The 11,425-nt window shown below is 72.7% G+C and carries 11 protein-coding genes; 7 read left to right on the forward strand and 4 right to left on the reverse strand.

Translation table 11 applies throughout. The annotated features are described in order from the left end of the window. Position 1 precedes the first annotated feature (1 nt). Positions 2–958: an ABC transporter substrate-binding protein gene (locus tag ACIBBD_RS33675; protein ID WP_399423368.1), complete on the reverse strand. Its 957-nt coding sequence runs from the start codon at positions 956–958 to the stop codon at positions 2–4. Positions 959–1,251: 293 nt separating this feature from the next. Here ACIBBD_RS33675 and ACIBBD_RS33680 point away from each other — a divergent pair, with 293 nt between their 5' ends. Genes ACIBBD_RS33680 through ACIBBD_RS33700 form a run of 5 tightly spaced genes read left to right on the forward strand, consistent with a single transcriptional unit; the run spans position 1,252 to position 6,264 of the window. After that, positions 1,252–4,248, forward strand: a complete 2,997-nt coding sequence (locus ACIBBD_RS33680; protein ID WP_399423369.1) for an ATP-binding protein — start codon at positions 1,252–1,254, stop codon at positions 4,246–4,248. Then, complete coding sequence (locus tag ACIBBD_RS33685; RefSeq protein WP_399423370.1) at positions 4,245–4,721, forward strand: roadblock/LC7 domain-containing protein; 477 nt, start codon at positions 4,245–4,247, stop codon at positions 4,719–4,721. The genes ACIBBD_RS33680 and ACIBBD_RS33685 overlap by 4 nt, the downstream gene beginning before the upstream one ends. 49 nt (positions 4,722–4,770) lie before the next feature. Further along, the gene (locus tag ACIBBD_RS33690; protein WP_399423371.1) at positions 4,771–5,211 is read left to right on the forward strand and encodes a DUF742 domain-containing protein; all 441 of its coding nucleotides are present in this window, start codon (positions 4,771–4,773) and stop codon (positions 5,209–5,211) included. Beyond that, on the forward strand, positions 5,198–5,797 hold the full coding sequence (locus ACIBBD_RS33695; RefSeq protein WP_399423372.1) for a GTP-binding protein: 600 nt from the start codon (positions 5,198–5,200) through the stop codon (positions 5,795–5,797). The genes ACIBBD_RS33690 and ACIBBD_RS33695 overlap by 14 nt, the downstream gene beginning before the upstream one ends. Before the next feature lie 44 nt (positions 5,798–5,841). Beyond that, complete coding sequence (locus ACIBBD_RS33700; RefSeq protein ID WP_399423373.1) at positions 5,842–6,264, forward strand: RidA family protein; 423 nt, start codon at positions 5,842–5,844, stop codon at positions 6,262–6,264. Positions 6,265–6,288: 24 nt separating this feature from the next. Here ACIBBD_RS33700 and ACIBBD_RS33705 read toward each other — a convergent pair whose 3' ends face one another. From ACIBBD_RS33705 to ACIBBD_RS33715, 3 genes are read right to left on the reverse strand one after another with little or no spacing between them, the layout of a single operon-like run. Further along, positions 6,289–6,960 carry an ABC transporter permease gene (locus tag ACIBBD_RS33705; RefSeq protein ID WP_399423374.1) on the reverse strand — a complete coding sequence of 224 codons (672 nt, stop codon included), beginning with the start codon at positions 6,958–6,960 and terminating at the stop codon, positions 6,289–6,291. After that, positions 6,957–7,643, reverse strand: a complete 687-nt coding sequence (locus tag ACIBBD_RS33710; RefSeq protein WP_399423375.1) for an ABC transporter permease — start codon at positions 7,641–7,643, stop codon at positions 6,957–6,959. Before ACIBBD_RS33710 ends, ACIBBD_RS33705 begins: the two co-directional genes overlap by 4 nt. Further along, positions 7,640–8,800, reverse strand: a complete 1,161-nt coding sequence (locus ACIBBD_RS33715; protein WP_399423376.1) for an ABC transporter ATP-binding protein — start codon at positions 8,798–8,800, stop codon at positions 7,640–7,642. Before ACIBBD_RS33715 ends, ACIBBD_RS33710 begins: the two co-directional genes overlap by 4 nt. Before the next feature lie 210 nt (positions 8,801–9,010). Between ACIBBD_RS33715 and ACIBBD_RS33720 the strand changes: the two genes are divergently transcribed. Both ACIBBD_RS33720 and ACIBBD_RS33725 read left to right on the forward strand, forming a co-directional pair. Beyond that, positions 9,011–9,226 (forward strand): hypothetical protein, encoded by a 216-nt coding sequence (locus tag ACIBBD_RS33720; RefSeq protein WP_399423377.1) that lies wholly within the window; start codon positions 9,011–9,013, stop codon positions 9,224–9,226. Then, positions 9,223–11,313 (forward strand): ArnT family glycosyltransferase, encoded by a 2,091-nt coding sequence (locus ACIBBD_RS33725; RefSeq protein ID WP_399423378.1) that lies wholly within the window; start codon positions 9,223–9,225, stop codon positions 11,311–11,313. The genes ACIBBD_RS33720 and ACIBBD_RS33725 overlap by 4 nt, the downstream gene beginning before the upstream one ends. The last annotated feature ends 112 nt before the right edge of the window (positions 11,314–11,425 follow it).

The raw sequence follows: 11,425 nt of genomic DNA on the forward strand, positions 1-11,425 counted from the left end.
GTCAGCCCAGGCCGACCGACTTCAGCCACGCCTTGGCGACATCCAGCGGGTCCTTGCTCTCCAGCTGCACCTGGGAGTCCAGGTCCAGCAGCGTCTTCGTGTCGAGCTTGGCGGAGACCGCGTTGAGCGCGTCGACGCCCTCCTGGGAGAGCCCGCTCTTGTAGACCAGCGGGGTCACGTTGGCGAAGCCGAAGAGGTTCTCCGGGTCCTGGAGGACGACGAACTTCTCCTTCGTGATGGTCGGGTCCGTCGTGAAGATGTCCGCGGCCTGCACGGTGTTCTTCTTCAGCGCGGCCTGGGTCAGCGGACCGCCCGCGTCGAGGGCCTTGAAGGACTTGAACTTCAGCCCGTAGACCTCTTCCAGACCGACCATGCCCTGCTGCCGGGTCTGGAACTCGGGCGAGCCGCCGAGGATCAGCTCCGGGGCGACGTCCTTGAGGTCCGCGAGGGTGGACTCGGCCGTGAGGTCGTACTTCTTCGCGGTCTCCTGGTTGACGGTGACGGAGTCCTTGTCCTCGGCGGGCGACGACTCCAGCAGCGTCAGCTTGGGGTCGAGCTTGGCCTTGGCCGCGGCGTTGACCGCCTCGAGCGACTTCTGCTCGGCCTTCGGGTCGAGGTAGGCCAGCAGCGAGCCGTTGTACTCCGGCAGGACGGTGATCGAGCCGTTCTTGAGCAGGCCGTAGGTGGTCTCCCGGCTGCCGATGTTGGGCTTGTAGGACACCTTGATGCCCTTGGCCTTGAGGGCCTCACCGTAGATGTCGGCGAGCAGGATGCTCTCGGCGAAGTTGTTGGAGCCTACGACGACGGTGTTGCCGTCCGCCTTGTCCTCGGCGAGCGGGTCGGACGTGTCGTCGGAGGAGGAACATCCCGCCAGCAGGGCCGTCATCGCGGCGAGCGCGACGGCCGCCGCACCGGGGTGGTTCCTGAGGGACCTGCTGCTGTGGGCGTTGGAAGTCACGGTTCCCGTTCCGGGCTCTGGAGGTCGATGAGGAAGGAGAGGAGGAAGGGGCGGCAAGGACAGCCGAAACCCCCGGCTCGATCCAATCCACCCTCTTCTCGATCAGTCAAGTGCCACCGGGTTACCGATTGACTTCAATTCGTGGCCAGTTGTGTCCTGATCGGACTGCGCTTCGTGATGGATTCTTGACTTGGGGCAACGTCCATCCCCGCACAAAGAAGCGATATTGTCACGGAAGTCGACCTCTGCCACAGCGGCGCGCACGCCTGCGAGACCCCCACGAAGGAGGCCCGGTGTCCACGAACACGGTGGACGCGCCCGCCCGCTCGGCACCCACGGCAGCCTCGTCCGTCCGCCGGGGCCCGCGGGGTTTCGCCGACCGGTGGCCCTTCCAGCGCAAGCTCAACATCCTCGTCGGCATCCCGCTGACGGTGATCACCGTGCTGCTGGCCTACCTCATCGTCGACCTGGTGCAGGAGTCCCGCCGGGCCGAGGCGGCCGCCCAACTGGTGCGGGACAGCTCCCAGGTCGCCGAACTGGTCGCCGCGGTACAGGCCGAGCACCAGCAGGCCATCCTCCTGTCGGTGCGGCACGAGTCCTCCTTCGACGGCGGCACACCCTCCTCCTCCGCGTACCGGGTGGCCCAACTCGACGTCGACTCCCAGGTCAAGGAGGTGCGCGACACCTTCGGCGACCGGTTGCCGGCCGGTGAGGCGCAGGCGCTCAGGGAGATCGAGAGCCTCACCGGTCTGCGCGACACCATCGAGCAGGGCTACCTGCCCGCCGACAACATCGACCCGGCGTACGCGGGCGCCGCCGACGGCCTCATCGACGGCCTCGGGCTGGACCGCAACGCCGCGCTCGCCACGACCTTCACCGGCAACCTGCTCGACTCGCTGCTGCGGGCCGACGCCGCCCACGGCGCCTTCGAGACCGGCGTCTTCTCCGCGCGGACCGGTGACAGCAACGCCCTCATCGAGTTCATGGGCGCGGTCGGCTCCCACGAGCTGTACACCTACCAGGCCGAGCGCTTCTCCCGGTTCGCGAGTGAGGCGCAGGCCGAGGAACTCGGCGGTATCGAGCACAACGCCGCGATGGCCGACATCAGCCAGCACTACGCCGAACTCGCCGTCGACCCCAGCGCCCTGCAGGCCGAGTCCGAGGCGGAGATCCGCACGGCGCTGCGGGACGCGCTCGCCTCGTACCACCGCTACAACGAGCAGGCCGGGACCCGGCTGAAGGTCACCGGCTCGCTCATCGACCAGATCGCCGACCGGGCCGACGAGGCCGCCTCCAGCGCCGCGTGGCGGGCGGGCCTGCTGCTGAGCCTGGCGGTGCTGGGCTTCGCCGTCTGGATCGCCTTCGCGGTGCTGGTACGCCGTTCCGTGATCCGGCCGGTACGGGCCCTGACCGACGCCGCGCAGGAGGTCGCCGACGTCGCCGGGCGCGAGCTCGCCCGGGTGGCGGACGACGACGCCGAGGAGAGCGGGCCGCCGCGGCTGAGCGAACTGCCGGTCACCGCGGACGACGAGATCGGCGAGCTCGCCGAGGCCTTCAACAACGTCCAGACCACCGCGGCCGCGCTGCTGGAGCGCCAGGTGCTGAGCCGGCGCAACGTCGCCGAGATGTTCGGCAACGTCGGGCGCCGCGTCAGCAACCTCACCACCCGTCAACTGGCGCTGATCGACGCCGTGGAGCGCGGTGAGACCGACCCCGCGCTGCTCGAACGCCTCTACTCCATCGACCACATCGCGGTCCGTCTGCGCCGCAACGCCGACAGCCTGATGCTGCTGGCCGGCATCCGCGAGACCGTCCTGGACTCGGGCCCGGCCGCGCTGACCAACGTGGTGCGCGCCGCCCTCGGCCAGATCGAGGGGTTCCAGCGGGTACGGCTGCACGCCGGGACCGAGGTCATGGTGGAGCCCGACATCATCGGCGACCTCACGCTGATGGTCGCCGAACTCCTCGAGAACGCCGTGTCCTTCTCGCCCGAGGACAGCGCCGTCGAGGTCGGGGTCGACTCCGACGACGACGCAGCGACGATCACCATCGCCGACCACGGCCTGGGCATGAGCGCCGAGCGCCTCGCCGAGGAGAACGCCCGCCTCGTCCGCCGTGAACGGCTCGACCTCGTGCCGACGAAGGTGCTCGGCCTGTTCGTGGTCGGCGCGCTGGCCCGCCGCTGGGACGTCGACGTCACCCTCTCCCGCACGCCCGGGGGCGGTGTGACGGCGGAGGTGTCGATCCCGTCCACGCTGCTGCTGACGCCGAGCGGGATGGCGGTGCCGGGCGCCGTGGCGCCGGGGAAGGCCTCGCCGGCCCTCGACGCGGGCCCGTCCCCGTCGGCCGGGCCGTCCCCGTCGGTCTCGGTGCCGCCCGCGGCGGCGGACGTCCGGGAACCGGGCCCGCTCCCCCGCCGGGTCCCCCGGCGCGAGCCGGCCCCGGCCGGGGAGACGCGCCCCGCCCTCATCCCGGCACCCCGCGCCGGGGAACCGCCCGCCGACACCCGTACCGGGTCGGCCACCGGTGAGCCGGGGCCCTCCGCACGCGCCGGGAGGGACGCGGAGGGCACGGAGGCCCCCGCCCCCACCCGTCCGGGCGGTGACGCCCCGGCACACCCGGCCGCGTCCGCCCCCCACACCGGTGACGCCGACGTGCCCGCGCGGTCCGCCGAAGGGTCCCGGAGCCCCGGATACGCCGAGGCGCGCACCGGCGGGACCGCGGAGACCGCCGGGACGACGGAGGCCACCGGCAGCGACACGAACGCCGACGAGCCCCTCCCCACCCCCCTGACCGAGGTGGACTCCGGCCGGCCCGCGCCGTCCGCCCGTCGCGAGGCGAACGCCGATCCGTCCGCTCCCCCCGCGCCCACCACCGACCGCGAGGCGGCAGCCGCTCACCCCGCTCCCCCCTCCCGCCCCGACGCGGAAGCCGGAGCCACCGCGGACCACGCCCGCACGGCACCCGGCCCCGCGTCCGCCACCCGCCCCGACGCCCCCGGTGGCACCCGCCCGCTGCGGCGCCGGGTCCGGGGAGCCACCCTGCGGACGACGGTGGACGCGGCCGCACAGCAGGCCGCGCGCCACGCCGTGCGCCCCGCCGACGCGGACGCCGTGCGCAGCGCGCTGGAGGAGTTCGAGGCGGCCGTGGAACGCGCCCACCGCGACACCGGCGGCGGCACGGGGGAGCACCCCCGGCCCCCCGCCCCCCGTACCACCGAGCGGAACGACCGGAACGACCACCGGCCCACACACGATCAGACCCATCTTCCGGAAGGAGCCGAGCAGTGAGCACGTCGACAGGTGGAACTCCCTCGGGAGACGCCACGCCGACCGACCTGCGGGCCGCCGCAGCCGACTTCACCTGGCTGCTCAACCGTTTCGCCACCGAGACCGCAGGGGTCGTGGACGCCATCGCGGTGTCCTCCGACGGCCTGCTGATCGCCGTGTCGGAACTGCGCGAGCACGCCGACTCCGAGCGGCTGGCCGCGATCGTCTCCGGCATCACCAGCCTGGCGGCCGGCGCCTCCGGCAACTACGGTCTGGGCGGCCTGAACAAGGTCATCATCGATCTGGAGGGCGGCCATGTGCTGGTCTCCGCGATCGGCAGCGGCGCCGTGCTCGGCGTGGTCACCGACAAGGAGGCCAAGTTGGGCAACATCGCCTACGAGATGACCGTGTTCGCCAACCGCGCCGGCAGCGCGCTCAGCCCGCAGCTGGTGCTGGAGCTGAAGAACAGCGTCGGCGCCACCAGGTCGCGCTGACCGGCCGTCACCGCGCAGACCGCCGGTCCAGAGAGGAAACCAACCACCGATGGCGGACGGCCGTACTCCGCACGGCGCCGACGAGGACGACGTCGTACCGGTCGGCCCCGCGCCCGCCGTCCGGCCCTTCCTGGTCACCGCCGGCCGGGTGGCGGGCGCCGGCGAGGCCGCGTCCGGCCGGCCGATGCCCGTCGAGACCCAGCTGGTGGCCACCGCCGCCGGGCTCGACGCGCTCGACCGGCTCGCCTTCGAACAGCACGACATCGTCGCCGCCTGCCGGCAGCCGCAGTCGATCGCGGAGATCGCGGCCCGGCTGCGGCTGCACCTGAACGTGGTGCGGGTCCTCGCCGAGGACCTGCGCGCGGCGGGGCAGTTGTCGGTGCACGTGCCGGACGCCGGCGTCACCCACGACGCGTCCGTCCTGCGCAGGGTTATCGATGGCCTCCGCGCCATCCCCGACTCCCGGGGGGTACTCCGTGACTCCGACTGAACCGCTCCTGCGGCAGGCCACCGGCCAGGCCGCCGTACGACCTCCGCTGCCGGTGAAGCTGGTGATCGCGGGCGGCTTCGGCGTGGGCAAGACCACCGCCGTCGGCGCGATCTCCGAGATCGAGCCGCTGACCACCGAGGCGGCCATCACCGAGGTCGCGGCGGGTGTGGACGACCTCAGCCACACCCCGCGCAAGACGACCACCACGGTCGCGATGGACTTCGGCTGCATCACCATCGACCCGACGCTGAAGCTGTACCTGTTCGGCACGCCCGGGCAGGAGCGGTTCGGGTTCATGTGGGACGACATCGTGGAAGGCGCGGTCGGCGGGCTGGTCATCGTCGACACCCGCCGCCTCGACGACTGCTACGCCGCCGTCGACTACTTCGAGCACAAGCGCATCCCGTTCGCGGTGGCCGTCAACGCCTTCGACGGCCGCGTCGAGCACTCCCTGGACGAGGTCCGCTGGGCCCTCGACGTCTCCGAGGGCGTCCCGGTCCTGGTCTTCGACGCCCGAGAACGCGGCTCGGTGCGCGACGCCCTGCTGGTGGTCCTGGAGCAGGCGCTGGCCCGCTCGGAGGGGTGAAGGAGGGAGGAATACCCCTGAGGTGTACGGGAGTTGGGGATGGCATGAGTCTCGATCACCGTACGATCACCAACCCTCCGACGCTGCACGACCCGACCCCCTTCGGCTACAGCCACGCCGTCTCGGCACCCGGCGAGACGGTCTTCATCGCCGGGCAGTACGCCTCCGACGCCACGGGCGCGCCCGTGCCCGGAGACTTCGCCGCGCAGGTGGACCTCGCCTTCGACCGGCTGGAGGCGGCGCTCGCCGGGGTCGGGCTCGGCCTCGACCACGTCGTGCGGCTCGGGTCGTTCGTCGTCGATCACGACCCCGGCAAGCTGGAGGTCCTCGGCAAGGCCCTGCACGCCCGCTTCGGCGAGCGGCTGCCGGCGCAGACCCTGAGCGGGGTGGCGTCGCTGGCCCTGCCCGGCATGCTCTTCGAGGTGGACGCCGTCGCGGTCCGCCCGGCACCGCCGACCACCACCTGACGCCCCCGGGGGCGCGCGGTGCCCCTACGTGCCGCTCCTGCGCACCCCCGGCGACACCGCCACCCTGCTCACCGCCCAGAACACCGCGAGCGTGCCGAGGGCCAGGACGGCGACCAGGGTGGCACCGCCGACGACCTTCTCGTAGTCGCGCTGGTAGAGACCGTCGACGATGTAGCGGCCGAGGCCGCCGAGGCTGACGTAGGCGGCGATGGTGGCCGTGGAGACGATCTGGATGGCCGCCGACCGCAGGCCGCCGAGGATCAGCGGGAGGGCGACGGGCAGTTCGACGCGCAGCAGGATGCCCGGTTCCCGCATGCCCATGCCGCGGGCGGCGTCCACCGGGGAGGGGTCGACGGCGCGCACGGCCTCGTACGTCGTCACCAGGATCGGCGGGACGGCGAGGACGACCAGCGGGATCATCACCGGCAGCAGGCCGAAGCCGAGCAGCATGGTCATCAGCACCAGCAGGCCGAAGGTGGGCAGGGCCCGCCCGGCGGTGGCGATCAGCGACAGGACGTTCCCGCCGCGTCCGTAGTGACCGGTGAGCAGGCCGATCGGCAGTCCGATGACGGCGGCGAGGGCGAGCGCCTGCAGGGTGTACCGGATGTGCTCCCCCACGCGCGTGGGGATGCCGTCGTAGCCGGACCAGTGGGCGCTGTCGCTGAAGAAGGCGTTGACGAAGTGGAGTACGTTCACCGGGCGGCGTCCTTCAGGGCGGGCTCGGGCCTCTGGCGGCTTGTGCCGCTCGGCATCCAGGGGGTCAGCAGGACGCGTACGGCGACCAGCAGGGCGTCGGCGAGGATCGCCAGGACGCCCATGGTGAGCACGGCGTTCCAGGCGAGTTCCGGCCGGTTGTAGATGGTCGCGTCGTGGAGCAGGTTGCCGAGGGCGCCCTGGTTGCCGATGAGGGTGCCGACGCTGACGAGGGAGATGCTCGACACGGTCGCCACCCGCAGCCCGGCGATGATGGCGGGCACCGCGATCGGCAGCTGCACCTGGACGTAGCGCCGTACGGGCCCGAAGCCCATGGCGGTCGCGGCGGCCAGGGTCTCCCGCGGCACCGAGCGGACGCCGTCGACGATCGCCGGGACGAGGACGACGAGGCTGTAGACGGTGAGCGGGATCATCACGGTCAGTTCCGTCTGGCCGGTGTAGTCGATGAGGACGACGAAGAAGGCCAGCGAGGGGATCGCGTACAGCACGGTCGTCACCCACAGCACGGGCGGGTACAGCCAGCGCAGCCGCACACACAGCTGGGCGAGCGGCAGCGCGAGCAGCAGGCCCGCGAGCACCGGCAGCAGGGCCTCGCGCAGATGGAGTCCGACGAGACCGATCCAGCTGTGCTGGAGGTCGCTGGGGATGTCGAAGAAGCCGCTCACCGTGCGGCCTTCGACGTCTTCACGCTCTTCGCGGCCCCGGGAGCGGCCGTACGGCCCTCCGCGTGGGCGCCGCGGATCGCCTCGGCGATGGCCTGCTGGGAGACGACCCCGGCCGCCCGGCCCCCGGCGTCCACGGCGACGGCCCAGCCGGTGGGCGAGAGCACGGCGCAGTCGAGCGCGGCCCGCAGCGAGTCCGTACCGGCCACGAACGGCCGCCCGTACGGCAGCAGCCGGCCGGCGTCGACGCTCCCGGCGGTCACGTCGCGCGGCTCGCCCCAGCCGAGGGGCCTGCCGTCGACGTCGGTGACGAGGAGGTAGGGGACGTCGTCGGTCCCCCGGGCGGCGATCTGCTCGGCGCTCGCGTCGACCGCGACGATCGGCGCGGTGAGCAGGTCGAGGCCGGCGGAGGAGAAGAAGGACAGCCGCCGGATACCGCGGTCGGCGCCGAGGAAGTCCTCGACGAACGCGTCGGCCGGGTCGGACAACAGCTCGGCGGGCGGCGCGAACTGGGCCATCCGGCCGCCGGTGCGCAGGACGGCGACCATCGTGCCGAGCTTCACGGCCTCGTCGATGTCGTGCGTGACGAAGACGATGGTCTTGCCCAGCTCCCCCTGGATGCGCAGGAGCTCGTCCTGGAGTCCCTTGCGCACGACGGGGTCGACGGCCGAGAACGGCTCGTCCATCAGCAGCACCGGCGGGTCGGCGGCGAGCGCCCGTGCCACACCGACGCGCTGCTGCTGCCCGCCGGAGAGCTGGTAGGGGTAGCGCTTGGCGAGCGAGGGGTCGAGGCCGACCCGTTCCATCAGCTCGCGGGCCCGCCCGCGGGCGCGGTCCTTGCTCCAGCCGAGCAGCCGCGGCACGGTGGCGATGTTGTCGACGATCGTGCGGTGCTGGAAGAGGCCGGCGTTCTGGATGACGTACCCCATGGACCGGCGCAGGGTGTCGACCGGCTGCTGCCGGGTGTCGACGCCGTCGAGGAGGATCGTGCCCTCGCTGGGCTCCACCATCCGGTTGATCATGCGCAGGGTGGTCGTCTTGCCGCATCCCGAGGGGCCGACGAGGACGGTGATCGAACGGTCCGGGATCTCGAGGGAGAGCCGGTCGACCGCCACCGTGCCGTCCGGGTACCGCTTGGTGACTGAATCTATCCGTATCAAAACGCCGAATACCCTTCGGGGTTGGCCGTGTCCGCCCGCTCTCGACCATGTCCGGGCCGTTGCGGAGAGAGTCTAGACCGCTTGTGTTGCGGGGGTTTTGACGGCCGAGGCATCGAAGGGTCTGTGGACGACCTGTGAGTCCGCTGATTCTCACCGTCCCCTCAGAGCCGGCTCAGGGATCCCCCAGACGTGGCCCCCATCGTCACTGCCATGAACGAAACGATCGCGGACGCCGATCCGTCGACCGGTCAGGAGGCCCTCGTGCCGCTGGTCGCCCCGCTCCTGTCCGGCCACGGCGACCCGGCGACCGGCACCCGGCCGCACCGGTGGGCGGCCGTGGTCGGGGACGCCCGCCGGCCGGCCGCGCGTCCCGCCCCCGCCGTCCTGCCCACCGGGGCGAACACCCACCTGGAGTACGCGTCATGACGACCCTCGTCCCGCCGCCCGCGTCCGTCCGGGAGGACGGCGCCCGCCACCCGGCCGCGCCGCCCGACGGCACCCTCGCCGCCCGTGCGCGCAGGTTGTTCACCGGGGCGCCGGAGGACCCGCGCTGGGCCCGCCCCGCCCTGTGGGCGGTCCTGGTCCTGGCCACGGCCCTGTACGGCTGGAACCTCACCTCCGTGACCGGCAACAGCTTCTACAACGCGGCCGTCTACAGCGGCACCCGGAGCTGGAAGGCGTTCTTCTTCGGCGCGCTGGACGCCGGCAGCTTCATCACCGTCGACAAACCGCCGTTCGCCCTGTGGGTGATGGGCCTGTCGGCGCGTCTGTTCGGCTATGGCACCTGGCAGTTGGCGCTGCCCATGGTGGGGGCCGGCGTGGGCTCGGTGGCTCTGCTGTACCGCATGGTCAAGCGGGACTTCGGTGCCGTCGCGGGCACGATCGCCGCCCTCGCGCTGACCCTCACCCCGATCACCGTCGCCATCAACCGGGACACCAACCCGGACCCGGTCCTCGTCCTCCTGATGCTGCTGGGCGCGGCCGCCCTGACGAAGGCCGTGCGCACGGGGAAGCCGCTGCCGCTGATGTGGTCGGGCGTCGCGATCGGCTTCGCCTTCAACACCAAGATGATGCAGGCCTACGTCGTCCTGCCGGCGTTCTTCCTGGTCTACCTGTGGGCGGCCCGGGTCCCGCTGGGCCGGCGGATCCGCAACCTCGCCGTCGGCACGGTCGCGCTGGTGGCCTCCAGCGCCTGGTGGATGGTGGTCGTCGACCTGATCCCGGCCTCGTCGCGCCCGTACATCGGCGGCTCGACCGACAACACGGTCTGGGACCTGGTCATCGGCTACAACGGCTTCGGGCGGATCTTCGGGGCGAGTTCGTCGGTGGGGTCGCAGGGCAACGGCGCGAGCTTCGGCGGCGAGGCGGGTCCGTACCGGATGTTCAACGAGATCATGGGCGGCCAGATCTCCTGGCTGATCCCGTTCGCGGTGGTCGCGCTCACCGGCGGGCTGGTGCTGCGCGGCCGGGCTCCCCGTACGGACGCCCGGCGGGCGGCGCTGCTGCTCTGGGGCGGCTGGTTCGTCCTGCACTACCTGACCTTCGCCCTCGCCGAGGGCACCTTCCACCCGTACTACGTCACGGCCATGGCGCCGGGCATCGCGGCCCTGACCGGGATCGGTGCGGTGACGCTGTACCGGGCCTTCCGTGAGGGCTCGGCGGCCCAGTGGGGCTGGGTGCTGCCGGCGGCGGTCGCGGCGAGCACGGTCTGGGCGGTCGTGCTGCTCCAGCGGGTCTCCGGCTCCGGCGCGTGGTACACGGTCGCCGAGGTCGTGGCCGGGGTCGCGGGTGCGGCCGCGGTGATCGGGCTGCTGGTCGGGCGGTTCACGAAGCGGCAGCGGCTGATCGGCGTCGCCTCGCTCGCCGCGATCGTCGCCCTGCTGGCGGGCCCGGCCGCCTACGCGGTCCCGGCGGCGGCCGCCGGCACCAACGGCACCAACCCGACGGCCGGGCCGAGCACCGGTGGTGGTGTGGGGGGCGGCGAACGGCCCGGCGGCAGCGCTCCCACGGGTGACGGGCAGCGGACGGGCCGGCCGCCGTCGAACGCCGGCGGCTCGTCCTCCGGCACCGGGGCCGGGACCGGTGCCGGCACCGAGTCGGGTTCCACCACCGAGGCCGGGTCCGGCACCGGGAGCCGGTCCGACGACGCCTCCCCGGACGGCGGCACGGGCGGTGGCGGCCAGGTGTCGTCCGAGATGATCACGTACCTGAAGAAGAACCAGGACGGCGCCACCTGGCTCGTGGCGGTCGCCACCGACCAGACCGCGGCCTCGGTCATCCTGGAGTCCGGCGAGCCCGTGATCTCCATGGGCGGCTGGTCCGGCACCGACGAGGCGATGACGCTCGCCAAGCTGAAGAGCCTGGTGAAGGCCGGCAAGCTGCACTACCTCGTCATCAGCGACAGTGGCCAGGGCTCCTCGAACACCGAGATCGCGACCTGGGTCGAGGAGAACGGCACGGCCGTGAGCGACTACAGCGGCCTGTACCGCCTGGACGCGTCCGACGTGGACTGAGACCGCCGCGGGGGGGGGGGGGGGGGGGGGGGGGGGGGGGGGGGGGGGGGGCGCCCGCCCCCCCCCCCCCCCCCCCCCCCCCCCCCCCGCCCCCCCCCCCCCCCCCCCCCCC

Source organism: Streptomyces sp. NPDC051315, assembly GCF_044455165.1.
Taxonomy (GTDB): Bacteria; Actinomycetota; Actinomycetes; order Streptomycetales; family Streptomycetaceae; genus Streptomyces.

What these genes read in the sequence shown, in the direction of transcription:
- ACIBBD_RS33690 (WP_399423371.1), top strand. Translation starts at nt 4,771, where the DNA reads ATGGCGGACGGCCGTACTCCGCACGGCGCCGACGAGGACGACGTCGTA.
- ACIBBD_RS33700 (WP_399423373.1), top strand. Translation starts at nt 5,842, where the DNA reads ATGAGTCTCGATCACCGTACGATCACCAACCCTCCGACGCTGCACGAC.
- ACIBBD_RS33720 (WP_399423377.1), top strand. Translation starts at nt 9,011, where the DNA reads ATGAACGAAACGATCGCGGACGCCGATCCGTCGACCGGTCAGGAGGCC.
- ACIBBD_RS33725 (WP_399423378.1), top strand. Translation starts at nt 9,223, where the DNA reads ATGACGACCCTCGTCCCGCCGCCCGCGTCCGTCCGGGAGGACGGCGCC.